The organism is Ideonella flava (genome assembly GCF_051857595.1).
Lineage (GTDB): Bacteria > Pseudomonadota > Gammaproteobacteria > Burkholderiales > Burkholderiaceae_C > Ideonella.
The window spans coordinates 59,791-85,523 of the sequence record NZ_JBPZHD010000003.1; the positions used below are offsets into that span (position 1 = coordinate 59,791).

The 25,733-nt window shown below is 61.3% G+C and carries 18 protein-coding genes, 4 tRNA genes and 5 rRNA genes; 4 read left to right on the top strand and 23 right to left on the bottom strand.

The window, feature by feature from the left end:
• Positions 1-37: 37 nt before the first annotated feature.
• From ACS5PM_RS07120 to ptsP, 10 genes are all read right to left on the bottom strand, one after another.
• Positions 38-2,915: ribosomal RNA gene (locus ACS5PM_RS07120) — 23S ribosomal RNA — on the bottom strand.
• Between the two features lie 313 nt (positions 2,916-3,228).
• Positions 3,229-3,304: transfer RNA gene (locus ACS5PM_RS07125), tRNA-Ala, on the bottom strand.
• A 17-nt stretch (positions 3,305-3,321) separates the two neighbouring features.
• Positions 3,322-3,398, bottom strand: a tRNA-Ile gene (locus ACS5PM_RS07130).
• Between the two features lie 225 nt (positions 3,399-3,623).
• A 16S ribosomal RNA gene (locus ACS5PM_RS07135) occupies positions 3,624-5,152 on the bottom strand.
• A 247-nt stretch (positions 5,153-5,399) separates the two neighbouring features.
• Positions 5,400-5,512, bottom strand: a 5S ribosomal RNA gene (gene rrf, locus ACS5PM_RS07140).
• A 142-nt stretch (positions 5,513-5,654) separates the two neighbouring features.
• Positions 5,655-8,532, bottom strand: a 23S ribosomal RNA gene (locus ACS5PM_RS07145).
• A 313-nt stretch (positions 8,533-8,845) separates the two neighbouring features.
• A tRNA-Ala gene (locus ACS5PM_RS07150) sits at positions 8,846-8,921 on the bottom strand.
• Positions 8,922-8,938: 17 nt separating this feature from the next.
• A tRNA-Ile gene (locus ACS5PM_RS07155) sits at positions 8,939-9,015 on the bottom strand.
• A 225-nt stretch (positions 9,016-9,240) separates the two neighbouring features.
• Positions 9,241-10,769, bottom strand: a 16S ribosomal RNA gene (locus ACS5PM_RS07160).
• The 16S, 23S and 5S rRNA genes sit together here with 4 tRNA genes alongside, the layout of an rRNA operon.
• Before the next feature lie 386 nt (positions 10,770-11,155).
• Positions 11,156-12,922, bottom strand: a complete 1,767-nt coding sequence (ptsP, locus tag ACS5PM_RS07165) for a phosphoenolpyruvate--protein phosphotransferase (RefSeq protein ID WP_439386904.1) — start codon at positions 12,920-12,922, stop codon at positions 11,156-11,158.
• Positions 12,923-13,060: 138 nt separating this feature from the next.
• On the opposite strand from ptsP, the gene ACS5PM_RS07170 reads away from it, so the two are divergent.
• A complete protein-coding gene (locus tag ACS5PM_RS07170; RefSeq protein ID WP_439386905.1) occupies positions 13,061-13,957 on the top strand; it encodes a GNAT family N-acetyltransferase in 897 nt (298 codons plus the stop codon).
• Between the two features lie 38 nt (positions 13,958-13,995).
• On the opposite strand, the gene ACS5PM_RS07175 is transcribed toward ACS5PM_RS07170, so the two are convergent.
• From ACS5PM_RS07175 to ACS5PM_RS07185, 3 genes are read right to left on the bottom strand one after another with little or no spacing between them, the layout of a single operon-like run.
• Complete coding sequence (locus ACS5PM_RS07175; protein WP_439386906.1) at positions 13,996-14,265, bottom strand: HPr family phosphocarrier protein; 270 nt, start codon at positions 14,263-14,265, stop codon at positions 13,996-13,998.
• Complete coding sequence (locus ACS5PM_RS07180) at positions 14,234-14,689, bottom strand: PTS sugar transporter subunit IIA (RefSeq protein WP_439386907.1); 456 nt, start codon at positions 14,687-14,689, stop codon at positions 14,234-14,236. Before ACS5PM_RS07180 ends, ACS5PM_RS07175 begins: the two co-directional genes overlap by 32 nt.
• A 23-nt stretch (positions 14,690-14,712) precedes the next feature.
• Complete coding sequence (locus ACS5PM_RS07185) at positions 14,713-15,279, bottom strand: hypothetical protein (protein ID WP_439386908.1); 567 nt, start codon at positions 15,277-15,279, stop codon at positions 14,713-14,715.
• Between the two features lie 69 nt (positions 15,280-15,348).
• Between ACS5PM_RS07185 and ACS5PM_RS07190 the strand changes: the two genes are divergently transcribed.
• Positions 15,349-16,704, top strand: a complete 1,356-nt coding sequence (locus ACS5PM_RS07190) for an ATP-binding protein (RefSeq protein WP_439386909.1) — start codon at positions 15,349-15,351, stop codon at positions 16,702-16,704.
• Between the two features lie 18 nt (positions 16,705-16,722).
• On the opposite strand, the gene ACS5PM_RS07195 is transcribed toward ACS5PM_RS07190, so the two are convergent.
• Positions 16,723-17,418 carry a DUF4197 domain-containing protein gene (locus ACS5PM_RS07195; protein WP_439387289.1) on the bottom strand — a complete coding sequence of 232 codons (696 nt, stop codon included), beginning with the start codon at positions 17,416-17,418 and terminating at the stop codon, positions 16,723-16,725.
• A 12-nt stretch (positions 17,419-17,430) separates the two neighbouring features.
• On the opposite strand from ACS5PM_RS07195, the gene ACS5PM_RS07200 reads away from it, so the two are divergent.
• Positions 17,431-17,934 (top strand): TlpA disulfide reductase family protein, encoded by a 504-nt coding sequence (locus tag ACS5PM_RS07200; protein ID WP_439386910.1) that lies wholly within the window; start codon positions 17,431-17,433, stop codon positions 17,932-17,934.
• 66 nt (positions 17,935-18,000) lie between these two features.
• Here the strand turns inward: ACS5PM_RS07200 and lipA are convergent, their stop codons facing one another.
• Together lipA and lipB are read right to left on the bottom strand one after the other, a co-directional pair.
• Positions 18,001-18,999, bottom strand: a complete 999-nt coding sequence (gene lipA / locus ACS5PM_RS07205; RefSeq protein WP_439386911.1) for a lipoyl synthase — start codon at positions 18,997-18,999, stop codon at positions 18,001-18,003.
• A gap of 12 nt (positions 19,000-19,011) precedes the next feature.
• Positions 19,012-19,704 (bottom strand): lipoyl(octanoyl) transferase LipB, encoded by a 693-nt coding sequence (lipB, locus tag ACS5PM_RS07210; RefSeq protein WP_439386912.1) that lies wholly within the window; start codon positions 19,702-19,704, stop codon positions 19,012-19,014.
• 85 nt (positions 19,705-19,789) lie between these two features.
• Here lipB and ACS5PM_RS07215 point away from each other — a divergent pair, with 85 nt between their 5' ends.
• Positions 19,790-20,467 carry a tetratricopeptide repeat protein gene (locus tag ACS5PM_RS07215; RefSeq protein ID WP_439386913.1) on the top strand — a complete coding sequence of 226 codons (678 nt, stop codon included), beginning with the start codon at positions 19,790-19,792 and terminating at the stop codon, positions 20,465-20,467.
• Here the strand turns inward: ACS5PM_RS07215 and ACS5PM_RS07220 are convergent, their stop codons facing one another.
• Genes ACS5PM_RS07220 through ACS5PM_RS07250 form a run of 7 tightly spaced genes read right to left on the bottom strand, consistent with a single transcriptional unit; the run spans position 20,468 to position 25,533 of the window.
• Positions 20,468-20,743, bottom strand: coding sequence for a DUF493 family protein (locus ACS5PM_RS07220; protein ID WP_439386914.1), 276 nt, complete (start codon positions 20,741-20,743; stop codon positions 20,468-20,470).
• A gap of 6 nt (positions 20,744-20,749) precedes the next feature.
• Positions 20,750-21,655, bottom strand: a complete 906-nt coding sequence (locus ACS5PM_RS07225; RefSeq protein ID WP_439386915.1) for a D-amino acid aminotransferase — start codon at positions 21,653-21,655, stop codon at positions 20,750-20,752.
• Between the two features lie 43 nt (positions 21,656-21,698).
• Positions 21,699-22,862 (bottom strand): D-alanyl-D-alanine carboxypeptidase family protein, encoded by a 1,164-nt coding sequence (locus tag ACS5PM_RS07230; protein WP_439386916.1) that lies wholly within the window; start codon positions 22,860-22,862, stop codon positions 21,699-21,701.
• 34 nt (positions 22,863-22,896) lie between these two features.
• On the bottom strand, positions 22,897-23,526 hold the full coding sequence (locus tag ACS5PM_RS07235; RefSeq protein WP_439386917.1) for an alpha/beta hydrolase: 630 nt from the start codon (positions 23,524-23,526) through the stop codon (positions 22,897-22,899).
• Positions 23,527-23,547: 21 nt separating this feature from the next.
• A complete protein-coding gene (locus ACS5PM_RS07240; protein WP_439386918.1) occupies positions 23,548-23,874 on the bottom strand; it encodes a (2Fe-2S) ferredoxin domain-containing protein in 327 nt (108 codons plus the stop codon).
• A gap of 51 nt (positions 23,875-23,925) precedes the next feature.
• Complete coding sequence (locus ACS5PM_RS07245) at positions 23,926-25,068, bottom strand: VanZ family protein (RefSeq protein ID WP_439386919.1); 1,143 nt, start codon at positions 25,066-25,068, stop codon at positions 23,926-23,928.
• Positions 25,069-25,092: 24 nt separating this feature from the next.
• Positions 25,093-25,533: a CopD family protein gene (locus ACS5PM_RS07250; protein ID WP_439386920.1), complete on the bottom strand. Its 441-nt coding sequence runs from the start codon at positions 25,531-25,533 to the stop codon at positions 25,093-25,095.
• Between the last annotated feature and the right edge of the window lie 200 nt (positions 25,534-25,733).

The following is a 25,733-nucleotide window of genomic DNA, read 5'->3' on the forward strand; positions in this document are numbered from 1 at the left end:
CCAGTCTGCTCTGACGTAGATTCTACATCAAAGTTATAGGGTCAAGCCTCACGAGCAATTAGTACTGGTTAGCTTAACGCATTACTGCGCTTCCACACCCAGCCTATCAACGTCCTGGTCTCGAACGACTCTTCAGGGGGCTCAAGGCCCCGGCAAGACTCATCTTGAGACGAGTTTCCCGCTTAGATGCTTTCAGCGGTTATCTCTTCCGCACTTAGCTACTCGGCGATGCCACTGGCGTGACAACCGATACACCAGAGGTGCGTCCACTCCGGTCCTCTCGTACTAGGAGCAGGCTCTCTCAATCTTGCAGCGCCCACGGAAGATAGGGACCAAACTGTCTCACGACGTTTTAAACCCAGCTCACGTACCTCTTTAAATGGCGAACAGCCATACCCTTGGGACCGGCTACAGCCCCAGGATGAGATGAGCCGACATCGAGGTGCCAAACACCGCCGTCGATATGAACTCTTGGGCGGTATCAGCCTGTTATCCCCAGAGTACCTTTTATCCGTTGAGCGATGGCCCTTCCATACAGAACCACCGGATCACTTTGTCCTACTTTCGTACCTGCTCGACTTGTCAGTCTCGCAGTCAAGCACGCTTATGCCAATGCACTATCACCACGATTTCCGACCGTGGCTAGCGTACCTTCGAACTCCTCCGTTACACTTTGGGAGGAGACCGCCCCAGTCAAACTGCCCACCATACACTGTCCCCATCCCGGATAACGGGACAAGGTTAGAACCTCAAACACACCAGGGTGGTATTTCAACGTTGGCTCCATGGCACCTAGCGGCACCACTTCAAAGCCTCCCACCTATCCTACACAGATCTGTTCAAAGTCCAATGTAAAGCTACAGTAAAGGTTCATGGGGTCTTTCCGTCTTTCCGCGGGGAGATTGCATCATCACAAACATTTCAACTTCGCTGAGTCTCTGGAGGAGACAGTGTGGCCATCGTTACGCCATTCGTGCAGGTCGGAACTTACCCGACAAGGAATTTCGCTACCTTAGGACCGTTATAGTTACGGCCGCCGTTTACTGGGACTTCAATCAAGAGCTTGCACCCCATCATTTAATCTTCCAGCACCGGGCAGGCGTCACACCCTATACGTCGACTTTCGTCTTTGCAGAGTGCTGTGTTTTTAATAAACAGTCGCAGCCACCGATTCTCTGCGACCCCATTGGGCTCCGTTTGTACAACTTCACCTACTAGGGGTACACCTTCTTCCGAAGTTACGGTGTCAATTTGCCGAGTTCCTTCTCCAGAGTTCTCTCAAGCGCCTGAGAATACTCATCACGCGCACCAGTGTCGGTTTGCGGTACGGTCGTCTATAGCTGAAGCTTAGTGGCTTTTCCTGGAAGCAGGGTATCACTCACTTCGGAGGCAAGCCTCCTCGTTATCACACCTCAGCTAAGCCCTCCGGATTTGCCTAGAGGGCACGCCTACATGCTTGAACCGGGACATCCAACACCCGGCTGAGCTAACCTTCTCCGTCCCCACATCGCACTATAGATCGGTACAGGAATATTGACCTGTTTCCCATCAGCTACGCATCTCTGCCTCGCCTTAGGGGCCGACTCACCCTACGCCGATGAACGTTGCGTAGGAAACCTTGCGCTTACGGCGAGGGGGCTTTTCACCCCCTTTAACGCTACTCATGTCAGCATTCGCACTTCTGATACCTCCAGCAGACCTCACGATCCACCTTCACAGGCGTACAGAACGCTCTCCTACCACTTGCTATTGCTAGCAAATCCGCAGCTTCGGTAACTGGCTTAGCCCCGTTACATCTTCCGCGCAGGACGACTCGATCAGTGAGCTATTACGCTTTCTTTAAATGGTGGCTGCTTCTAAGCCAACATCCTGACTGTTTTAGCCTTCCCACTTCGTTTCCCACTTAGCCAATTTTGGGGACCTTAGCTGGCGGTCTGGGTTGTTTCCCTCTTGAGTCCGGACGTTAGCACCCGGTGCTCTGTCTCCCAAGCTGTACTCATCGGTATTCGGAGTTTGCAATGGTTTGGTAAGTCGCCATGACCCCCTAGCCATAACAGTGCTCTACCCCCGATGGTAATACTTGAGGCACTACCTAAATAGTTTTCGGAGAGAACCAGCTATCTCCAGGTTTGTTTAGCCTTTCACCCCTATCCACAGCTCATCCGCTAGTTTTGCAACACTAGTCGGTTCGGACCTCCAGTGCGTGTTACCGCACCTTCATCCTGGCCATGGATAGATCACCTGGTTTCGGGTCTACACCCAGCGACTAAGACGCCCTATTCGGACTCGGTTTCCCTTCGCCTACCCTATTCGGTTAAGCTTGCCACTGAATGTAAGTCGCTGACCCATTATACAAAAGGTACGCCGTCACCCTTGCGGGCTCCGACTTTTTGTATGCATGCGGTTTCAGGATCTATTTCACTCCCCTCCCGGGGTTCTTTTCGCCTTTCCCTCACGGTACTAGTTCACTATCGGTCGATTACGAGTATTTAGCCTTGGAGGATGGTCCCCCCATCTTCAGACAGGATTTCACGTGTCCCGCCCTACTTGTCGCACGCCTAGTTCCACAATCGGCTTTTTTCATACGGGGCTATCACCCGCTATGGCCGGACTTTCCAGACCGTTCTGATAAACCAACTGCTAAAACGTGCAGGCTGTTCCGATTTCGCTCGCCACTACTTTCGGAATCTCGGTTGATGTCTTTTCCTCGAGCTACTGAGATGTTTCAGTTCACCCGGTTCGCCTCGCATGACTATGTATTCATCATGCGATACCCTAAAAGGGTGGGTTTCCCCATTCGGAAATCTCCGGATCAAAGCTAATTTGCCAGCTCCCCGAAGCTTATCGCAGGCTATCACGTCCTTCGTCGCCTGTAATCGCCAAGGCATCCACCACATGCACTTAGTCACTTGACCCTATAACTTTGACGTCCAATGCTTTAGAACGTCGGTCAAGGACTGGTATCCATCGCCCACGCTAGAGCGATCGATATTGTGAGTATTCGCGTTATGCCGTTCTTCAATCTTGCTGTGCAAGTTGAAGTCTGGTGACGCAATCATATGTCGTCGACGGCACGGTGCACTTCAGGCCTTTACCCCCGAGATGCTTTCCGTCGACAACTAGATTCGACTCTATGAATTGTTAAAGAACAACAGCCAACTTTCGTCAGCAAACCCAAGCACCTGGACCAGATGTTTGGGTTTGCTTGCGAAGCGTGTGAGTGAAGGTTGGTGGAGGATGACGGGATCGAACCGACGACCCCCTGCTTGCAAAGCAGGTGCTCTCCCAGCTGAGCTAATCCCCCACGATGTGACAACCGTGTGGTGGGTCTGGTTGGATTCGAACCAACGACCCCCGCCTTATCAAGACGGTGCTCTAACCGACTGAGCTACAGACCCACGCATCTCTAACGAACGCGAGCCCGGTGTCTTTCCACGTCAGCCGGCTTGCTAGACAACAACCAAGGCCATCTTGACGCTCACCAGGCTCACGCTCTCTCACTCACTGTTGTGTTCACAGCCGATAAGTGTGGGTGCAAGAATTTGAGTGCTTCTGTTTTGACCTTGGCTACGCTTTGCACTGCTCTTGCGAACAACATCAAAGTCGCGCTTCGGTATTTCCAGAAAGGAGGTGATCCAGCCGCACCTTCCGATACGGCTACCTTGTTACGACTTCACCCCAGTCACGAACCCTGCCGTGGTAATCGCCCTCCTTGCGGTTAGGCTAACTACTTCTGGCAGAACCCGCTCCCATGGTGTGACGGGCGGTGTGTACAAGACCCGGGAACGTATTCACCGCGGCAAGCTGATCCGCGATTACTAGCGATTCCGACTTCACGCAGTCGAGTTGCAGACTGCGATCCGGACTACGACCGGTTTTCTGGGATTGGCTCCCCCTCGCGGGTTGGCAGCCCTCTGTACCGGCCATTGTATGACGTGTGTAGCCCTACCCATAAGGGCCATGAGGACCTGACGTCATCCCCACCTTCCTCCGGTTTGTCACCGGCAGTCTCATTAGAGTGCCCTTTCGTAGCAACTAATGACAAGGGTTGCGCTCGTTGCGGGACTTAACCCAACATCTCACGACACGAGCTGACGACGGCCATGCAGCACCTGTGTCCTGGTTCTCTTTCGAGCACTCCCACATCTCTGCAGGATTCCAGGCATGTCAAGGGTAGGTAAGGTTTTTCGCGTTGCATCGAATTAAACCACATCATCCACCGCTTGTGCGGGTCCCCGTCAATTCCTTTGAGTTTCAACCTTGCGGCCGTACTCCCCAGGCGGTCAACTTCACGCGTTAGCTACGTTACTGAGAAGGAACCTTCCCAACAACCAGTTGACATCGTTTAGGGCGTGGACTACCAGGGTATCTAATCCTGTTTGCTCCCCACGCTTTCGTGCATGAGCGTCAGTGCAGGCCCAGGGGATTGCCTTCGCCATCGGTGTTCCTCCGCATATCTACGCATTTCACTGCTACACGCGGAATTCCATCCCCCTCTGCCGCACTCAAGCCTTGCAGTCACAAAGGCAGTTCCCAGGTTGAGCCCGGGGATTTCACCTCTGTCTTACAAAACCGCCTGCGCACGCTTTACGCCCAGTAATTCCGATTAACGCTTGCACCCTACGTATTACCGCGGCTGCTGGCACGTAGTTAGCCGGTGCTTATTCTTCAGGTACCGTCATCCCCCCGGGGTATTAGCCCAAAGGATTTCTTCCCTGACAAAAGCGGTTTACAACCCGAAGGCCTTCTTCCCGCACGCGGCATGGCTGGATCAGGCTTGCGCCCATTGTCCAAAATTCCCCACTGCTGCCTCCCGTAGGAGTCTGGGCCGTGTCTCAGTCCCAGTGTGGCTGGTCGTCCTCTCAGACCAGCTACAGATCGTAGGCTTGGTAGGCCTTTACCCCACCAACTACCTAATCTGACATCGGCCGCTCCAATAGCGCGAGGTCTTGCGATCCCCCGCTTTCACCCTCAGGTCGTATGCGGTATTAATCCGGCTTTCGCCGGGCTATCCCCCACTACTGGGCACGTTCCGATGCATTACTCACCCGTTCGCCACTCGTCGCCAGGTTGCCCCGCGTTACCGTTCGACTTGCATGTGTAAGGCATGCCGCCAGCGTTCAATCTGAGCCAGGATCAAACTCTTCAGTTCGATCTTGAATTTCGCTCAAAGAATTGAAGTGAACTTCACTTCCATGAGCATTTAAAGTCTTGCGACTCGCTTGATTTCTCAAGCAAGCACTCGCCTTCAAACACCCACGCTTATCGGCTGTTACTTGTTAAAGAGCAGTGATCTTTCGATCTATCCAGCTTATCGCTGAAGGATGAGATCATAACACAATCTCATCCTTCAGAGATAAAAACGCCCGGCTTACACCGGGCGTTTTCCTCGGATATTAGCCTGACGATGTCCTACTTTCACACGGGAATCCGCACTATCATCGGCGCAGAGGCGTTTCACTGTCCTGTTCGGGATGGGAAGGAGTGGGACCACCTCGCTATGGTCATCAGGCTTAACTTGTTGCCTGGCAGTCGAGTGGACTGCCAAGCCAATTCAATAGAGTCGAATCAGATGATTGCGTACACCGAGATTTTCGGCATAACTATAAATTCTCACCCAGTCTGCTCTGACGTAGATTCTACATCAAAGTTATAGGGTCAAGCCTCACGAGCAATTAGTACTGGTTAGCTTAACGCATTACTGCGCTTCCACACCCAGCCTATCAACGTCCTGGTCTCGAACGACTCTTCAGGGGGCTCAAGGCCCCGGCAAGACTCATCTTGAGACGAGTTTCCCGCTTAGATGCTTTCAGCGGTTATCTCTTCCGCACTTAGCTACTCGGCGATGCCACTGGCGTGACAACCGATACACCAGAGGTGCGTCCACTCCGGTCCTCTCGTACTAGGAGCAGGCTCTCTCAATCTTGCAGCGCCCACGGAAGATAGGGACCAAACTGTCTCACGACGTTTTAAACCCAGCTCACGTACCTCTTTAAATGGCGAACAGCCATACCCTTGGGACCGGCTACAGCCCCAGGATGAGATGAGCCGACATCGAGGTGCCAAACACCGCCGTCGATATGAACTCTTGGGCGGTATCAGCCTGTTATCCCCAGAGTACCTTTTATCCGTTGAGCGATGGCCCTTCCATACAGAACCACCGGATCACTTTGTCCTACTTTCGTACCTGCTCGACTTGTCAGTCTCGCAGTCAAGCACGCTTATGCCAATGCACTATCACCACGATTTCCGACCGTGGCTAGCGTACCTTCGAACTCCTCCGTTACACTTTGGGAGGAGACCGCCCCAGTCAAACTGCCCACCATACACTGTCCCCATCCCGGATAACGGGACAAGGTTAGAACCTCAAACACACCAGGGTGGTATTTCAACGTTGGCTCCATGGCACCTAGCGGCACCACTTCAAAGCCTCCCACCTATCCTACACAGATCTGTTCAAAGTCCAATGTAAAGCTACAGTAAAGGTTCATGGGGTCTTTCCGTCTTTCCGCGGGGAGATTGCATCATCACAAACATTTCAACTTCGCTGAGTCTCTGGAGGAGACAGTGTGGCCATCGTTACGCCATTCGTGCAGGTCGGAACTTACCCGACAAGGAATTTCGCTACCTTAGGACCGTTATAGTTACGGCCGCCGTTTACTGGGACTTCAATCAAGAGCTTGCACCCCATCATTTAATCTTCCAGCACCGGGCAGGCGTCACACCCTATACGTCGACTTTCGTCTTTGCAGAGTGCTGTGTTTTTAATAAACAGTCGCAGCCACCGATTCTCTGCGACCCCATTGGGCTCCGTTTGTACAACTTCACCTACTAGGGGTACACCTTCTTCCGAAGTTACGGTGTCAATTTGCCGAGTTCCTTCTCCAGAGTTCTCTCAAGCGCCTGAGAATACTCATCACGCGCACCAGTGTCGGTTTGCGGTACGGTCGTCTATAGCTGAAGCTTAGTGGCTTTTCCTGGAAGCAGGGTATCACTCACTTCGGAGGCAAGCCTCCTCGTTATCACACCTCAGCTAAGCCCTCCGGATTTGCCTAGAGGGCACGCCTACATGCTTGAACCGGGACATCCAACACCCGGCTGAGCTAACCTTCTCCGTCCCCACATCGCACTATAGATCGGTACAGGAATATTGACCTGTTTCCCATCAGCTACGCATCTCTGCCTCGCCTTAGGGGCCGACTCACCCTACGCCGATGAACGTTGCGTAGGAAACCTTGCGCTTACGGCGAGGGGGCTTTTCACCCCCTTTAACGCTACTCATGTCAGCATTCGCACTTCTGATACCTCCAGCAGACCTCACGATCCACCTTCACAGGCGTACAGAACGCTCTCCTACCACTTGCTATTGCTAGCAAATCCGCAGCTTCGGTAACTGGCTTAGCCCCGTTACATCTTCCGCGCAGGACGACTCGATCAGTGAGCTATTACGCTTTCTTTAAATGGTGGCTGCTTCTAAGCCAACATCCTGACTGTTTTAGCCTTCCCACTTCGTTTCCCACTTAGCCAATTTTGGGGACCTTAGCTGGCGGTCTGGGTTGTTTCCCTCTTGAGTCCGGACGTTAGCACCCGGTGCTCTGTCTCCCAAGCTGTACTCATCGGTATTCGGAGTTTGCAATGGTTTGGTAAGTCGCCATGACCCCCTAGCCATAACAGTGCTCTACCCCCGATGGTAATACTTGAGGCACTACCTAAATAGTTTTCGGAGAGAACCAGCTATCTCCAGGTTTGTTTAGCCTTTCACCCCTATCCACAGCTCATCCGCTAGTTTTGCAACACTAGTCGGTTCGGACCTCCAGTGCGTGTTACCGCACCTTCATCCTGGCCATGGATAGATCACCTGGTTTCGGGTCTACACCCAGCGACTAAGACGCCCTATTCGGACTCGGTTTCCCTTCGCCTACCCTATTCGGTTAAGCTTGCCACTGAATGTAAGTCGCTGACCCATTATACAAAAGGTACGCCGTCACCCTTGCGGGCTCCGACTTTTTGTATGCATGCGGTTTCAGGATCTATTTCACTCCCCTCCCGGGGTTCTTTTCGCCTTTCCCTCACGGTACTAGTTCACTATCGGTCGATTACGAGTATTTAGCCTTGGAGGATGGTCCCCCCATCTTCAGACAGGATTTCACGTGTCCCGCCCTACTTGTCGCACGCCTAGTTCCACAATCGGCTTTTTTCATACGGGGCTATCACCCGCTATGGCCGGACTTTCCAGACCGTTCTGATAAACCAACTGCTAAAACGTGCAGGCTGTTCCGATTTCGCTCGCCACTACTTTCGGAATCTCGGTTGATGTCTTTTCCTCGAGCTACTGAGATGTTTCAGTTCACCCGGTTCGCCTCGCATGACTATGTATTCATCATGCGATACCCTAAAAGGGTGGGTTTCCCCATTCGGAAATCTCCGGATCAAAGCTAATTTGCCAGCTCCCCGAAGCTTATCGCAGGCTATCACGTCCTTCGTCGCCTGTAATCGCCAAGGCATCCACCACATGCACTTAGTCACTTGACCCTATAACTTTGACGTCCAATGCTTTAGAACGTCGGTCAAGGACTGGTATCCATCGCCCACGCTAGAGCGATCGATATTGTGAGTATTCGCGTTATGCCGTTCTTCAATCTTGCTGTGCAAGTTGAAGTCTGGTGACGCAATCATATGTCGTCGACGGCACGGTGCACTTCAGGCCTTTACCCCCGAGATGCTTTCCGTCGACAACTAGATTCGACTCTATGAATTGTTAAAGAACAACAGCCAACTTTCGTCAGCAAACCCAAGCACCTGGACCAGATGTTTGGGTTTGCTTGCGAAGCGTGTGAGTGAAGGTTGGTGGAGGATGACGGGATCGAACCGACGACCCCCTGCTTGCAAAGCAGGTGCTCTCCCAGCTGAGCTAATCCCCCACGATGTGACAACCGTGTGGTGGGTCTGGTTGGATTCGAACCAACGACCCCCGCCTTATCAAGACGGTGCTCTAACCGACTGAGCTACAGACCCACGCATCTCTAACGAACGCGAGCCCGGTGTCTTTCCACGTCAGCCGGCTTGCTAGACAACAACCAAGGCCATCTTGACGCTCACCAGGCTCACGCTCTCTCACTCACTGTTGTGTTCACAGCCGATAAGTGTGGGTGCAAGAATTTGAGTGCTTCTGTTTTGACCTTGGCTACGCTTTGCACTGCTCTTGCGAACAACATCAAAGTCGCGCTTCGGTATTTCCAGAAAGGAGGTGATCCAGCCGCACCTTCCGATACGGCTACCTTGTTACGACTTCACCCCAGTCACGAACCCTGCCGTGGTAATCGCCCTCCTTGCGGTTAGGCTAACTACTTCTGGCAGAACCCGCTCCCATGGTGTGACGGGCGGTGTGTACAAGACCCGGGAACGTATTCACCGCGGCAAGCTGATCCGCGATTACTAGCGATTCCGACTTCACGCAGTCGAGTTGCAGACTGCGATCCGGACTACGACCGGTTTTCTGGGATTGGCTCCCCCTCGCGGGTTGGCAGCCCTCTGTACCGGCCATTGTATGACGTGTGTAGCCCTACCCATAAGGGCCATGAGGACCTGACGTCATCCCCACCTTCCTCCGGTTTGTCACCGGCAGTCTCATTAGAGTGCCCTTTCGTAGCAACTAATGACAAGGGTTGCGCTCGTTGCGGGACTTAACCCAACATCTCACGACACGAGCTGACGACGGCCATGCAGCACCTGTGTCCTGGTTCTCTTTCGAGCACTCCCACATCTCTGCAGGATTCCAGGCATGTCAAGGGTAGGTAAGGTTTTTCGCGTTGCATCGAATTAAACCACATCATCCACCGCTTGTGCGGGTCCCCGTCAATTCCTTTGAGTTTCAACCTTGCGGCCGTACTCCCCAGGCGGTCAACTTCACGCGTTAGCTACGTTACTGAGAAGGAACCTTCCCAACAACCAGTTGACATCGTTTAGGGCGTGGACTACCAGGGTATCTAATCCTGTTTGCTCCCCACGCTTTCGTGCATGAGCGTCAGTGCAGGCCCAGGGGATTGCCTTCGCCATCGGTGTTCCTCCGCATATCTACGCATTTCACTGCTACACGCGGAATTCCATCCCCCTCTGCCGCACTCAAGCCTTGCAGTCACAAAGGCAGTTCCCAGGTTGAGCCCGGGGATTTCACCTCTGTCTTACAAAACCGCCTGCGCACGCTTTACGCCCAGTAATTCCGATTAACGCTTGCACCCTACGTATTACCGCGGCTGCTGGCACGTAGTTAGCCGGTGCTTATTCTTCAGGTACCGTCATCCCCCCGGGGTATTAGCCCAAAGGATTTCTTCCCTGACAAAAGCGGTTTACAACCCGAAGGCCTTCTTCCCGCACGCGGCATGGCTGGATCAGGCTTGCGCCCATTGTCCAAAATTCCCCACTGCTGCCTCCCGTAGGAGTCTGGGCCGTGTCTCAGTCCCAGTGTGGCTGGTCGTCCTCTCAGACCAGCTACAGATCGTAGGCTTGGTAGGCCTTTACCCCACCAACTACCTAATCTGACATCGGCCGCTCCAATAGCGCGAGGTCTTGCGATCCCCCGCTTTCACCCTCAGGTCGTATGCGGTATTAATCCGGCTTTCGCCGGGCTATCCCCCACTACTGGGCACGTTCCGATGCATTACTCACCCGTTCGCCACTCGTCGCCAGGTTGCCCCGCGTTACCGTTCGACTTGCATGTGTAAGGCATGCCGCCAGCGTTCAATCTGAGCCAGGATCAAACTCTTCAGTTCGATCTTGAATTTCGCTCAAAGAATTGAAGTGAACTTCACTTCCATGAGCATTTAAAGTCTTGCGACTCGCTTGATTTCTCAAGCAAGCACTCGCCTTCAAACACCCACGCTTATCGGCTGTTACTTGTTAAAGAGCTGCGTCGTAAGCTTTGCTTTTCGACGTCGCCGATCAGTGATCAGCAAAGAAGGTGGATTATGGTTCGATTTAAAAACCTTGTCAAGCGCTTGGTTATCTACCTGACATCACCTTCTTCCGTTTGCGCGGGATTTCTTTGGAAATCCCGGGTGCGCCTTGGTTTCGTTAGAAACTTCGAAAGCACCCTGCAACCGAGCCCACGACTATAGCAGCGTTTTCGGCCGCAGCGCAAGTGCTTCGGAACTTTGCGTCAATGGGGACGCATCTTCATCAACGCCATCGACGCTTCCAGCGGCGACTCTGCTGCCAGGACCGCGCCCAGCTGCGCTTGGAGCGTGCGGACGTCCGCGCGCAAGACGCGCTGCTTGATCGACGCCACTTGTGCGGGGTGCATGGAGAAGCTTCGCAGCCCCATCGCGAGCAACAGCTCCGTGAAAGCTGGATCACCCGCCATTTCCCCGCACACACTGACCCCCTTGCCCGCCTCGTTGGCGCAGGCGATCGTTCGCTCGACCAACTGCAGCACGGCTGGATGCCACGGGTCGTAGAGGTGCGCCACGGACTCGTCTGCCCTGTCGATGGCGAGCGTGTATTGAATGAGATCGTTGGTGCCGATCGAGACGAAGTCGAAGTGGCGCACGAGCGTCGGCATCATCAGGGCCGCGGCCGGCACTTCGATCATGGCTCCGAGCTCAACGGCAGAGTAGGGATGGCCGGTGGCGTCCAGCTGCGCCTTGGCGCGCTCGACGGCCTGGGCGACCTGCCTGGCCTCGCCGACGTGGGCCACCATGGGGATCAGGATGCGCACCTTGCCGAAGGCGCTGGCACGCAGGATCGCGCGCAGTTGCTCGCCGAACATCTCCGGCTCAGCCAGGCTCCAGCGGATGGCTCGCAGACCCAGGGCCGGATTGAGTGAATGCTCATGCCTCAACTCATGGGCCGACATGCGGTCCAGCGGCTTGTCCGCCCCGATATCCACGGTGCGAATGGTCACCGGAAGTCCGCCCATCGCCTGCACCACGGTGCGATAAGCCTCGAACTGCTCATCCTCGTTGGGCAGCTGGCCTTCGCGATTCATGAAGAGGAACTCGCTGCGGAAAAGGCCCACTCCGACCGCGCCTGCTTCGATCGCAGGCGTCGCGTCCGACGGCAGCTCGATGTTGGCCAACAGTTCCACCACCTGGCCATCGAGCGTGACCGAGGGCGTGTGCCGCAGCCGGTTGAGCTTGGCGCGTTCCAGTTCAATCTGGCGCTGCCGGAACCGATACTCCTCGAGCACGATGGGCGACGGGTTCACGATCACGAGGCCGGCATCGCCATCGATGATGACCCAATCGTCCTGGCGGACGATGCGGCTGGCTTCACGTGCCCCGACGACTGCTGGAATGTCCATGCTCCGGGCGACGATCGCCGTGTGCGACGTCCTTCCGCCGACATCCGTGATGAAGCCCGTGAAGACGCTTCGCTTGAACTGCAGCATGTCGGCGGGCGCGATGTCGCTCGCAACCAGGATGAGCGGATCCTCGCCGGCGAAATCCCTTGCCGCACTCGAACTCGCCGCGGCTCCGGTCCCGGCCTGCCGAGACAGCGCCTTCAACAGCCGCTCGACCACCTGCTCCAGATCGGCCTTGCGCTCGCGAAGGTAGTCGTCCTCCATCTCGTCGAACTGGCGCGCGATGACCTCCAGCTGCGCCGACATCGCCCATTCGGCGTTGTAGTGGCGCTCGACGATCCACTGCTTCGTCGCGTCTGAAAGGAGCTCGTCGTGCAGAAGCATGAGGTGCACGTCGAGCAAGGCGACGAGTTCCGCGTGGGCCTCCTCGGGCACCTCGCTCTTGAGTGCCACCAGTTCGGCCGCCACCTCGTTGCGGGCGTCCCGAAGGCGGGCCACTTCTGTCTCGATCTGCTCGGGATCGATGAAGTAGTGCGCCACGTCGACTCGACTGGAAGCCACCAGCACGGCGCGGCCTATCGCCACGCCACGAGACACCGGCTGACCGAAGACCTGGATGCTCATGGGCTCACTTTAGCAGCCGCTACGAGGGCCTCGTAGTGGGCATAGGAGTCCTGTCACGCCAGCGTCACCGCGCGGTCATGCGCGGGTCACGGCGCAGGGCCAGCATCGGTGCCGAAGATGCCAAAGGAAGACGCTGTCATGAAGGAACTGCCCAGTCCCACCCTGCCCTTGACCAGCCTGCTGGACTTTCGTCTGGGTTTCGGGTTGCTGTCGCCACGCAGTCGCATCCAGTCGGCCAGGACCCAGGCGCGTCCGCCCGTCGCCGCACCCGAGTTGCCGCTGCGCCAAGCCGACGCCAGCCCCGAGTTCGAAGTCGTCTGGGCGCGCCATGCGGACGACGTCCGTGCAGCGCAGCGCCTGCGCCACGAGGTCTTCGTCGACGAAATGGGAGCCCGTCTGAACGTCCCTGCCGGCACGCCGCCGGGACATGACGCAGACCTGTTCGACGACTTCTGCGAGCACCTGCTCGTGCGCGTCCCGTGTCGTGGAGACGCGCCCGCTCAAGTGATCGGCACCTACCGTGTGCTCACCCCTTCTGCTGCGCGTAGAGCGGGCGGCTACTACAGCGATACCGAGTTCGACCTGACACGCCTGCGCCCGTTGCGCGAGCGGATGGCGGAGCTGGGCCGCTCCTGCGTTCATCCGGAGCACCGCTCGGGCGGCGTCATCATGGCGTTGTGGGCCGCGCTCGCCGCCTTCATGAACAGCAACCGGCTGGACACCATGGTCGGCTGCGCCAGCATCGGCATGCGCGATGGCGGCCATGCCGCCGCCAGTCTGTGGGCACGTCTTCGCCAGACGCATCTGGCCGGCGTCGAGTACCAGGTGCGGCCGCGGCTGGCCCTGCCCGTGGAAGAACTGGAGCAGGCGCTTGCAGTCGAGCCGCCGGCGCTGGTCAAGGGTTATCTGCGCTGCGGAGCCAAGGTGCTCGGGGCGCCGGCATGGGATCCGGACTTCAACACCGCCGACCTGCCGATGCTGTTGCGCCTGGCCGACCTGCCTGCGCGCTATCGCAAGCACTTCCTCGGGGAGTGAGGCGCCAGGGTCGTCGCCGCCAGGAGGACCGGGACGCTCTACTGACCTTCGCCGAACTTGTCGTCGATCAGTGCGACGATGGCATCCATCGCTGCCTGCTCGTCGGCACCTTCGATCTCGATCTCGACTTCGGCGCCCAGGCCAGCCGCCAGCATCATCACACCCATGATGCTTTTGGCATTGACGCGGCGCCCGCTGCGGCTCATGAACACCTCGGACTGAAAGCCCCCCGCCAGCTTGGTCAGCTTGGCCGATGCGCGGGCGTGCAGGCCCAGCTTATTGCTGATGGTGACTGTGCGACGGATCATTCGGCACGCAGTGTAGTGGCTGGTCCTGCGGTTTCTGGACAGACGCCGGCATCACTCCCTGAGTCGCGCCGGAGAGCGCTCGCTCGACCAGTTCATCCAGCGGACGTTCGGCATAGCAAAGTGCCCGCCACAGCATGGGGACGTTGACACCGCAGACGAGCCGCCACCGCGTCCCGTCCGCCACGCGCTGCGCCGCGTTGCTCGGCGTGGCGCCGAACACATCGGCCAGGATCAGGATCTCCCTTGCCGTGCCCGCCGCCTGTTCCACCGCCGTTCGCAGTGCCGTCTCGGCCTGCTCGGCCGACCACTGGGGCAGCACATCCACCGCGACCAGCCCCGCAACCCGATCGGGAAACACATGCGCGGCAACCGCCTGCAACGCGGTCGCCAAGGGCGCATGGGCAACGATCACCAGGCCAGCCATGGGCGGATTATTGGCGATGCCGGTCAGCGGACAAATCGCAGCCCCTCGAAGAAGGGCTCGCTTTCTCGACCAGTGGCCGTCGCCGAGCCGATCACGCTGGCCTGCACCACCCATGTGCCACGCGCAAAGACGGCCGTATCCATCCTCACCGGCGGCCGCCCGGCTGGTACATGCGTCAATGTCCACCGACCCGCGGCAGGCTGCGGCGTCATGCCGGCCACCTGCCAGGCGTCGCTGGCGGCGGATGCACCCTGCGGCGACCCGAGCTTGGCGAGACTGGAGTCACGCAAGGAGTTCAGCACGGCGCCCACCTCGGCCGGATCATGCACGTCCACCGCCATCACGGCATAGGTCCCACCATCGGACTCGCACGCGTCCAGTCGGGGCGAGAGCGCAAGGCCTGCCAGCACCACTTCGCGCGTCTGCGCGACGGGCCGGCAGGGGAACATCGCCACCAGGCCCGGCCCCTCGAGCCTGACCTCGCGCCAATTGAGGGCAGGCGAGCATCCCGACACGGCCAGCGATGAAAAGGCCGCGGTGCAGGCTGCAGCACACCTCGCCCGCGAAGCACGGTCCTGCCCCAGTTTCATGCTCGGATTATCCCGTCCGACCCCGCGCCAACTTTCGGTGACTCATCCAGGGTCAAGCCTGGCCGCGCCTTGACGCACGCTCCGGCTCTGCCGACCATCGCACCTGTTCCCAACAGACGACATGGCGCCGAAGCGAGCATTAGTTCACGGGAATCCGCGCTGAGGCCCCCACATCCCAACAACTGTGGGATGTCAGGTCTTGTCACAGACAGTCACCATTCGCGCCAGCTGCCGGGTCTTGACCGGCCCCGTGACCGACCTGCCATGAACGCGCCCGAACGACTTCCTTCCACCATGCGTGCCACGAACGCCCCTTGGCCGCCCGAAGGGCAGGAAGAACATTTCCGGGCGCTCATCGCGCAGATCGGCAGCGAAGTCGGCTCATCCCTGTCGAGCGCGCTGGAACGGGTCAACATCTTGGCCACGACAGGCAAGATAGACCGGCCCAGCCTCCGCGCCCTGCGCGACGAGATCGAGCAGGCCCGCCGGGTGGGAATGATCGGCCAGCAACTGGCGCGGTTCGCGTCTGGCCGCATCCGCCAATCGCCTGAAGCCCTGAGCCTGACGCAGATGCTGCGCGACGTGCTGATGCAGCGTGGGCGCGAGATCTCGGCGCGCGGCATCGATGTGCGTCAGGCCATGCGCCCGGTGGAGGTCATCGTCGACGCCACCTTGCTGCACACGATGCTCCAGGCGCTCATCGACTGGACGCTCGAGCATGCCTTGGCCAACCTCGAGTTCCGCATCGACCTTCGCCCCTGGCCGCCGCACGCGCGCCTGAGCTGCCACTTCAGCCACCGCCCGGTGGCGGAACTGAATGACGGCGTGGTAGCGCGGCACGATGTCGACGTCCCTCCCGATGCGCTGGACACGCTGAGCTGGCGGCTCGTGCAGCAGGTTGCCTGGTCGCTCAAGCTGGGCCTGGAGAGACACGACGGCCCGGAGGGCATCACCGCGGTGACGTTCGAGTTCCCGCAGACGGTGACCGAACAGATGGAGGGCGTCACGGCGATCGAGATCGACCAGGGCTTCGGCGTCTCGGACAACTCCAAGCCCTTGGCCGGCGCCCATGTCCTGGTGCTCGCGGTGCGGCGCGACCTGCGCAACGACATCCGCGAGGCCACTCGCCACATGGGCCTGGTTGTCGACTTCGTCGGTTCGGTCGAGGAGGCGGAGGAGTTCTGCCGGGAGACGCTGCCGCAGGCGGTGATCTACGAATCCTCGCTTTCCGGACAACGCTTCGAGCGCCTGCGCAAGGGCATCGAAAGCGAAGTGCCGGACTTCGTCTTCATCGAGATCGCGCAGGAGGGCCACAGCTTCGCGCTTTCGAACGAAGGCGATCGCCAGCACGCCACGCTCGGCCGGGAAGCGGTGCTGAGCTCGCTGCCTTCGGCTCTGATCTTCGAGCTTTCCCGTACCCTGTGAGCGGGGACGGGGCGCCGTTCAGCCCCGGCCGAACACTTGCTTGAGGATGTCGCTGCCGGTGCCCACCGGGTCGCGGCGGATCTTCTTCTCCTCCTCGCCGATCATCCAGTACAGGCCGTCGAGAGCCTTGCGGGTCACATAGACCTGGACGTTCGCGTCGTCCTTCTTGATCAGGCCGAATCCGCTCGCCTTGCCGGCGACCGCGTTGTATTTCTCGGCCAGGGCCACCTTCTCGGTGGCGGCCGTGACGATCGGCAGGAACTTCTCTCCCAGCGGCGTGCGCGTGCGAGTCGAGAAGTATTGGGTAACCGAGGTCTCGCTGCCTCGCACGATCTTCACCGCATCCGCCACGCTGAGGGACTTGACGGCGTCCAGCAGCAATGCCTCGGCCTCGGGCACCGCGGCTTCAGCCGCCCGGTTCATCGCGGTGACCAGTTCGTCGACCTGCTTCTGCTGGCCGGCGAACTTCAGCAATTGCGCCGCATCCTTCAAGGCGCCAGGCAGGGGAATCATCACCTTCGGATTCTTGAGGAAGCCGTCGGTGCGCCCGAGCAGGCTCACGGCCGCCTGTGCACCGCGCTCCAACGCCGTCTTCACGCCCAGGGACGCATCGCCCTCGCTGAGGAATCCCAGGGCGGCACGAACCGGCGCCGACATGCCAAGGCCTGCCAGCAGCGTACCGCCAGCCACCGTCGTAAACTTCCTTCGCTTCATCGCCTCACCTCCATGGACATCCAGCGTCGCCGCCATCTTGCCTTGTCGCTCGGGTTGGCCGCCAGCACCTTCGGCCTGGCGGCGTGCTCGGCGCGAGAGCGCGCGCCCAACGTAAGCTACACCCTTCTCGACGGCGCCAGTTCCGATTTGAAGGCCCGGCAGGGCAAGGTGGTGCTGGTGAATTTCTGGGCGACGAGCTGCACCACGTGCATGCACGAGATGCCGCAGATCATTTCCACCCACGAGAAATTCAAGGCACGCGGCTTCGAGACCCTGGCAGTCGCCATGAGCTACGACCCGCCGGCGTACGTCTCCAACTACGCGCAGTCGCGACAGTTGCCGTTCGGGGTGGCAATCGACAACACCGGTGCCATCGCCAAGGCCTTTGGCGACGTCCGCCTGACGCCCACCACCTTCCTCATCGACAAGCGAGGCGGGATCGTCAAGAAGTATGTCGGAGAGCCCGATTTCGCTGCCCTCCACGGACTGATCGAGGATCTGCTGAAGGAGGCCTGACGCCGCCCCCGGTGAGGCCCTCCTATCGCCTCGGGGCGGCCTGTTCGAAGCCGCCGCCGAAGCAGCTCAAGCGTCGGTCTGGGCGACCACGCCGGCCTGGGCGGCCTGCTTGTCGGCGTGGTAGCTGGAGCGCACCATCGCGCCCACGGCGGCGTGGCTGAAGCCCATCCTGCCGGCCTCCTCTTCGAACATCTTGAAGGTGTCCGGATGCACGTAGCGGCGCACCGGCAGGTGGTGGCCGGACGGTGCCAGGTACTGGCCGATGGTCAGCATGTCGACGCCGTGCGCGCGCAGGTCGCGCATCACCTGCAAGATCTCTTCATCGGTCTCGCCCAGGCCCACCATCAGGCCGCTCTTGGTCGGCACGTCGGGCACGGCCTCCTTGAAGCGCTTGAGCAGGTCCAGGCTGAACTGGTAGTCGGAACCCGGCCGCGCTTCCTTGTACAGGCGCGGCGCGGTTTCGAGGTTGTGGTTCATCACGTCGGGCGGCGCGGCCTTCAGGATGTCCAGCGCCCGGTCCATGCGGCCGCGGAAGTCGGGCGTGAGGATCTCGATCCGCGTCGCCGGCGACTGCTCGCGCACCTGGCGGATGCAGTCGACGAAGTGGCCGGCACCGCCGTCGCGCAGGTCGTCGCGGTCGACGCTGGTGATCACGACGTACTTCAGCTTCAGCGCCGCGATCGTCCTGGCGAGGTTCGCCGGCTCTTCGGTGTCCAGCGGGTCGGGCCGTCCGTGGCCGACGTCGCAGAAGGGGCAGCGGCGGGTGCACTTGTCACCCATGATCATGAAGGTGGCTGTGCCGTGGCCGAAGCACTCGCCGATGTTGGGGCAGGAGGCTTCCTCGCAGACCGTGTGCAGCTTGTGCTCGCGCAGGATCTGCTTGATCTCGTAGAAGCGAGTGCTCGGCGAACCGGCCTTGACGCGAATCCAGTCGGGCTTCTTCAGCACCTCGGCCGGCACCACCTTGATCGGGATGCGAGCCGTCTTGGCCTGCGCCTTCTGCTTCGCGGTCGCGTCGTAATCGGCGCCCGTCTTGGCTTCGTGGGTGGTGTTCTGCGTGGCCATAGGACTCCGGTCTCAGCGGCTCAGATGCATCGCCAGCCGCTCGGCCAGGAGGCCCGCGACGTCGTCAGGGTTTGCACGAATGCCCAGTGTAGCCAGGTCGACCGTGCGAAGGCCTGCGTAGCCACACGGATTGATTCGGCTGAAAGGCTCAAGGTCCATCGCCACGTTGAGCGACAAGCCATGATATGTGCAGTGGTTACTCACTTTGACGCCAAGGGCTGCAATCTTGCCCAATCCCTGGAACGGATCCGGCCTGGGGCCGGCGGGCAGGCGGGCAGTCAGCGGATCGGCGAGGTTCACGTAGATCCCCGGCGCACCTGCGACCCGGAACCCCACCACCCCGAAGGCCTCCAGACTCTGGATGGCCGCCACCTCGAGCCTGAAGACGAATTCCTTGACGAAGTAGCCCAGCCGGCGCAAGTCGACCAGCGCATAGGCCACCACCTGCCCCGGGCCGTGGTAGGTGACCTGACCGCCCCGGTTGGAGGCCACCACGGGGATGTCGCCCGGCGCCAGCACATGCTCGGCCTTGCCGGCCAGGCCCTGGGTGAACACCGGTTCATGCTCCACCAGCCACAGCTCGTCGGGCGTCTCCGGCTGGCGCCCGGCGGTGAACCGGCGCATCGCGTCGTAAGTTTCGGCATAAGGTTGCCGACCGAGAAAACGGGTACGCGGCGTGCTCGGGCTGTCGGGCATGGTCGACATTGTCGAGCCGACGCGCGAAGGCCCCGGCGGCGCGATGTCGGGCCGAAGCAGGTATACGGACAGCTGACGCACCGGGAAACCGAATATGACGATGAACCAAGGCTGGATGGGGCTGCTGCTGGCGGCCGGTTTGTTGGCAGGTTCCGGCGGCGCCCGGGCAGACGAGATGACCCCCGCCGAGCGGCATACGGCCCTGGCCCAGGCGGTGGCGGTGTACGAGAGGGGCGATTTCGCCGCGGCGGAATTGCGCTTCACCGCCCTGGCCAACGCCGGCGAACCCGCGGCGTGGCACAACCTGGCCGTCATGCATCTGCGCGGCGAGTTGCCGGGGGCGAGCGACGACAAGGCGCGCGAACTCTTGCTGAAGGCCGCCGAGCGTGGCTTCGTGACGGCCGCACTGGCCCTGGGAGAGCTTTACGAAAGCGGCCGGCTGGGTGCGAAGGACCTGCCGCAAGCCCTGGCCTGGTATCAGCGCGCCGCCGACGCCGGCAGCGTCGACGCGCAGGTGGCCACGGCCACCGCCTACTTCATGGGCCGCGGGACCCGGCCCGATGCGGTGCAGGCGGCCCACTGGTACCGCATGGCGGCCAACGGCGGCGACGTGGGAGCCCAGTACATCCTGGGCTCCATGTATGAGAAGGGCGACGGCGTGGCGCCGGATCTCCGGCTGGCGCGCTACTGGTATGCGGCGGCGGCCCGCCAGGGCGACGAGGCGGCGCCGGCCAAGCTCAAGGAGATCGACTCCCGGCTGGGCTCGCAGTGACTACAGGACGACCTTCACCATCGGGTGGCTCGACAGCGTGCGGTACAGCTCGTCGAGCTGCTCGCGGCTGGTGGCCGTGACGGTGATGGTGATGCCCAGGTAGTTGCCGCCCTTGCTGGGCCGCTTCTCGACCGTGGCCGGATCGAAGGCGGGGTCGAACTGCACGGCGACGGCGACGATCGCCTCGACGAAGCCCTCCACGTGGGCCCCCATCACCTTGATGGGAAAGGCGCTGGGATATTCGATCAGCGACTGGTCGGGCGGGATGTCAGGCATCGGGATTCAGATCGATTGCTCGCGCTTGGCGCGTTGGTAAGCCTCGTACAGGCGGGCGTAGACAGGGCCGGGCTTGCCACGCAAGGCGCCGTGGCCCACCGGGTCACCATCCAGGCGTGTCACCGGCAGCACCTCGCGCCCGGCGGAGCTGAGCAGCAGCTCGTCGGCCGCGCGGACATCGGCTTCGCTGATCGGGCGCAGGTTGAAGGCGATGCCCTCCTCCTCGCACAGCTCGCGCAGCAGGGCGACGCGTATTCCCTCGAGCAGGTGCTCGCTCATCGGGGGGCCCAACAGGGCCCCTTCATGCACGATCCAGACGTTGCTGGAGGAGCCCTCGGTGAGCCACGGGCCGCCCTGCGGCCCCTCGCGAAAAAGGATGGTCTCGGCCGCACCCTGGTCCACCGCGATCTGGCGTGCCATCACGTTGCCCAGCAGCGAGGTGCACTTGATGTCGCCGTGCTCCCACCGGACGTCGCGTGCGCCGACACACGCGACACCGTGGTGACGCTGTTCCGCCGGCACCGGCTTGTAGGGGTTGCTCATCATGAACACCGTCGGCTCGAGACCGACCGGCATCACGTGGTCGCGCATCGCCACCCCGCGGGTGACCTGGATGTAGAGGAACTGGTCGCTCGAAGGTTGCGCGGCGATGACCCGGCGGGCGCGGGCCAGCCAGTCGTCGCGATGGCCTAGGCCGGTCGGCGCGGGGATGCGCAGCTTGTCGAGGTTGCGCGCCAGCCGGGCCATGTGCTCGTCGAAGCGGAACAGGCGCCCGCCGTAGACCGGGATGGCTTCGTAGATGCCGTCGCCGAAGATGAACCCTCGGTCCAGCACGCTGACCTTGGCCTGCGACAGCGGGAGCAGTTCGCCATTCAGGTCGCACAGGGTGTCGGGAAGCGGCACGGGGCTCATCGGGTCCTCCGGGGCACCTGGCAGTCCGGTGCAAGCAGGCAGATTACTTGATCCACAGGCGAATGGCATCCCAGGCGCGGCCGAAGATGCCGGCCTGCGGCACCTCTTCGGCCACCACCAGGGGCAAGGCAGCAACGGGCGTACCCGCGGCGGTCGTGACCTTCAAGGTGCCCACGCGCTGTCCCTTGGCGAGCGGCGCGACCAGCGGATCCGTGCGCTCGATCGAGGTCTTGAGCTTGTCGCCCTCTCCGCGAGGCACGGCGACGAAGACAGGCCCTTCGGCCACCAGCTTCGCCTCGTTGGCCTGGCCCTTCCAGACGGGAACAGTGGCGATCGGCTTGCCGGCTTCGAACAGCCGCACGTCGTCGAAGGCGGTGAAGCCCCAGTTGAGAAGCTTCTGGCTCTCGTTGGCACGGGCCTGGGTCGAATCGGCACCCATCACCACCGAAAGCAGGCGCCGCTTGCCGTTCGGGAAGTCGCGCTGGGCCGACGCGATCAGGCAGTAGCCGGCGGCGTCGGTGAAGCCCGTCTTCATGCCGTCGACGGACGGATCGCGGCGCAGCAGCAGGTTGCGGTTGTCCTGCCGGATGTTGTTGAAGCTGTATTCCTTGACCGAGTAGTACGGATAGCGGTCGGGAAAGTCGCGGATGATGTGCTGGGCGATCACGGCCAGTTCCCGCGTGGTGCTCGAATGACCCGCCTCGGTCAGCCCGGTGGCGTTCTTGAAGCTGGTGTTCTTCAGGCCCCATTCCTGCGACTGCCGGTTCATCATCGCGACGAAGTTCTCGACCGTGCCGCCCACGCCCTCGGCCAGGGCCACGGAAGAGTCGTTGCCCGAGACGATGATGGTGCCGCGCAGCAGCTCGTCCACCGTAGGCGTCATCTTCGGGTCGATGAACATCAGCGAGCCCCCGCCCTTGCGCTCGGCCCAGGCGCGGGTGGACACGGGCAGGCGCTGCTCCAGCGTGAGCTTCTTGTCGCGCAGGGCGACGAAGGCCAGGTAGGCCGTCATCAGCTTGGTGAGCGAAGCGGGCTCCGCGGGGGCATCCGCGTTGCGCTCGGCCAGCACCTGGTTGGCCGTCATGTCGACCAGGAAGTACGAGCGCGCGGCGATCTCTGGCGGCTGCGGCGGGGTCTGGGCGAAGGCGCCCAGGCTGAGGGTGGCGCCGAGCAGGCTGGCGCCCAGGACTCTGAGGGTTCGGTTCATCGAAAGAGGAAGAGGGAAAAGAAAAGGGATCGCGTCACGCCGGCCGGTGCCAGGCGTTGACCACGATGGACTTCAGCAGCGTGAGCTGACCGTGGAAGAAATGGCCGACCCCGGGCACCACGACCACCGGCAGGTGCTGGGGTCGCGCCCAATCGAGCGTGGCGGACAGCGGCACGACGTCGTCGACTTCGCCGTGGACCACGAGCGTGTCGGCCGGCACGGGCGCGACCTCGAAGTTCTGCGTCGCCGGGCCGACCAGCACGAGCCGCTCGGCCGCCTCGCCCGCCTCGGCCAGGCGGCGCGCGGCCTGCGATGTGACATAAGCGCCGAACGAGAAGCCGGCCAGCGCCAGGGGCAAGCCGGCAACGCGCTGCCCGGCGATCACGGCCAGCGCGTCGTCGATCTCGCCACGGCCTTCGTCCCAGCGGCCCTGCGAGCCCCCGACGCCCCGGAAGTTGAAGCGCACGGCCCGGTAGCCGAGCTGCACGAAGGACCGCGCCAGCATCTGGGCGACCTTGTTGTCCATCGTGCCCCCGTGCTGGGGATGCGGGTGGCAGATCACCGCCACGCCGCGGAGGGCGGAATCGCCCGGCGGCACATCGATGGCGATTTCCAGCGCGCCGGCCGGTCCGGGAATCTGCAGGCGCTGGGTGTTCGCGTTCATCGTCGACAGGGTGGGACCGGCTCAGCGGCCGACGTCCGGCGCCAGGATCAGCCGCTCGACGGGCTGGCCGCCCTTCAGGTGCGATTCGACGATCTCGTCGATGTCTTCCTCGTCGACATACGTGTACCAGACACCTTCCGGATAGACCACCGCCACGGGCCCGCCCGCGCAACGATCCAGGCAGCCGGCCTTGTTCACCCGTACCCCTCCGGGTCCGGCCAGACCTGCGGCCTTGACCTGCGCCTTGCAGCGCGCGAAGCCCTCCTGCGCTGCATGCTGCATGCAGGCCGCCTCGCCGTTGTCGCGCTGGTTCAGGCAGAAGAAGATGTGGTGCTTGTAGTAGCTCATCGTCCGAAATTGTAGGAGCCGGGGTCGGGCGGGTCGGTTCCGTGCCTGGCTTCAGGGAGGCGGCTCGGACCGCGAGGAGGCCAGGTGAGCCGCCAGCCACAGCAGCGCGGCCAGCGGCCACAGCCACCCGACCCACTGCGCCAGGCCGTGGAAGTGGATGAAACGCCCTTGTTCCCAGGCCTGCAGGCTGAGCGCGAAATATGGATCCGATGGCGCCTGGGCGACGAGCATGAGGCCGGCGGAGGTCACGGCGAGGCCCAGCGCGGCCGCCATCCGGCCCGCCGAGCGCAGCAGAAGCGCCGCCAGGCCGAGCGCCAACAGGCAGGCCGGCGCCACCAGCGGCGTGAGCCAGGCCAAGGCATGCGTCGGCCCGAAGTTGAGCGCCGCCGACAAGGTGGTGGTGGCCAGCCCCACGACCGCGATGGCGACGCTCACCGCCGCCCGCCGCCAGCCCGGCCGCGTCACCACGAAGGCCAGCAGGCAGGGCGCCAGCAGGCCGAGCGCGATGCCAATGGCCTCCGGCAACGCGGAGAGCTGGCCCGCCGGGGGGGGCGAGTTCTCGAGCCAGGTCAGCAGGTCCTCGGCGCCGCGCACGTCCACCAGCAGGTCCATCAGCCCGTCCTGCAGCCGGCTCCAGCTCGGCCCCAGGCCGAAGGGCATCGGCGTGGGAAACAGCAGCCCCAGCGGCCAGGCCAGCAGCAGGGCCAGGGCGCCGGCGCTGCGGCGGATGAACCATCTGTCCCGGGCCGCCTGCCAGTGGTCCGTCCAACCCAGGCGCAAGGCCAGTGCCGAGAGCGTGGCCCCGGTGGTGGCGCCCGCGGCGTTGAGCGCCCAATCGAGCCGCGACGGGAAGCGCGGCGGCAGGAACTGCTGAGTCAGTTCCATGGCATAGGACAGCAGCGCACAGCCCACGGCAGCGGCGATCCAGCAGCGCCAGGGTCTGCCACCTCCGCGCACACCCGCCGCATACACCAGCCCGGCCACCGGCGCATAGCCGAGGTAGTTGGCCCAGATGTCGAAACGGTAGCGCTGTGGCGGCAACGGAAGCCACATCAGTTCGGTCAGGCTCGCGCCTGCGGGCCATCGCCAGTCCGTGAAGGGATACAGGCTGGCGTAGATCACCAGGCACACGGCCAGCCCCGCCAAAGGCAGTGCCGAGCTCACGTGGCGGCGCTGGGCGGCCGGGGTAGGCACGGGGTGCGCCAGCTCTTCAGCCGCTCAGAACGGCTTGACCACGACGAGCACGACGATCAGCGCGAACAGCAGCACCGTGAGCTCGTTGAAGACGCGGAACCAGCGCTCGCTGCGCCGGTTCTGCAGCGACTCGAACTTGCGCAGCAGCGTGAGGCACGCGTGGTGATAACCCACGGCCAGCACCACCAGCACCAGCTTGGCATGCAGCCACCCGTGCCCCGCCCCGCGCCAGACCGAGAAGCCCAGCCACAGCCAAAGCCCGAGCAGCAACGCAGGCACCATCAGCAGTGTCGAAAAGCGGTAAAGCCGCCGCGCCATCATCAGCAGTCGCTCGCGCTCGGCGTGGCTGTCGGACGGCACCGAAGCCAGGTTGACGAAGAAGCGCGGAAGGTAGAACAGACCGGCGAACCAGCTCGCCACGAACACCAGATGGAAGGCCTTGACCCAGAGATACAGACTCGTCATCCGGCCGATTATGCGGTGCACAATTTCACGTTTTGCACCGCACAAAGAAAGAGCCCCGGCCATGGGCCGGGGCTGAAAAGCCTTGACGCTGTCATCACGTAAAGGCACCTGCTCAGGGAGGAAAAGCAGGGAGAAACGCCCTCACGGGCATCGCTCAGGAGCAACTTTAACACCGCTTGCCGGCTCTGTACCATAGCTGC

What these genes read in the sequence shown, in the direction of transcription:
- lipA (WP_439386911.1), bottom strand. Translation starts at nt 18,999, where the DNA reads ATGGCCACGCAGAACACCACCCACGAAGCCAAGACGGGCGCCGATTAC.
- ACS5PM_RS07235 (WP_439386917.1), bottom strand. Translation starts at nt 23,526, where the DNA reads ATGAACGCGAACACCCAGCGCCTGCAGATTCCCGGACCGGCCGGCGCG.
- ACS5PM_RS07180 (WP_439386907.1), bottom strand. Translation starts at nt 14,689, where the DNA reads ATGGCTGGCCTGGTGATCGTTGCCCATGCGCCCTTGGCGACCGCGTTG.
- ACS5PM_RS07200 (WP_439386910.1), top strand. Translation starts at nt 17,431, where the DNA reads ATGGACATCCAGCGTCGCCGCCATCTTGCCTTGTCGCTCGGGTTGGCC.
- ACS5PM_RS07175 (WP_439386906.1), bottom strand. Translation starts at nt 14,265, where the DNA reads ATGATCCGTCGCACAGTCACCATCAGCAATAAGCTGGGCCTGCACGCC.
- ACS5PM_RS07195 (WP_439387289.1), bottom strand. Translation starts at nt 17,418, where the DNA reads ATGAAGCGAAGGAAGTTTACGACGGTGGCTGGCGGTACGCTGCTGGCA.
- ACS5PM_RS07225 (WP_439386915.1), bottom strand. Translation starts at nt 21,655, where the DNA reads ATGAGCCCCGTGCCGCTTCCCGACACCCTGTGCGACCTGAATGGCGAA.
- ACS5PM_RS07170 (WP_439386905.1), top strand. Translation starts at nt 13,061, where the DNA reads ATGAAGGAACTGCCCAGTCCCACCCTGCCCTTGACCAGCCTGCTGGAC.
- ACS5PM_RS07240 (WP_439386918.1), bottom strand. Translation starts at nt 23,874, where the DNA reads ATGAGCTACTACAAGCACCACATCTTCTTCTGCCTGAACCAGCGCGAC.
- ACS5PM_RS07220 (WP_439386914.1), bottom strand. Translation starts at nt 20,743, where the DNA reads ATGCCTGACATCCCGCCCGACCAGTCGCTGATCGAATATCCCAGCGCC.
- lipB (WP_439386912.1), bottom strand. Translation starts at nt 19,704, where the DNA reads ATGTCGACCATGCCCGACAGCCCGAGCACGCCGCGTACCCGTTTTCTC.
- ACS5PM_RS07215 (WP_439386913.1), top strand. Translation starts at nt 19,790, where the DNA reads ATGACGATGAACCAAGGCTGGATGGGGCTGCTGCTGGCGGCCGGTTTG.
- ACS5PM_RS07230 (WP_439386916.1), bottom strand. Translation starts at nt 22,862, where the DNA reads ATGAACCGAACCCTCAGAGTCCTGGGCGCCAGCCTGCTCGGCGCCACC.
- ACS5PM_RS07185 (WP_439386908.1), bottom strand. Translation starts at nt 15,279, where the DNA reads ATGAAACTGGGGCAGGACCGTGCTTCGCGGGCGAGGTGTGCTGCAGCC.
- ACS5PM_RS07250 (WP_439386920.1), bottom strand. Translation starts at nt 25,533, where the DNA reads ATGACGAGTCTGTATCTCTGGGTCAAGGCCTTCCATCTGGTGTTCGTG.
- ptsP (WP_439386904.1), bottom strand. Translation starts at nt 12,922, where the DNA reads ATGAGCATCCAGGTCTTCGGTCAGCCGGTGTCTCGTGGCGTGGCGATA.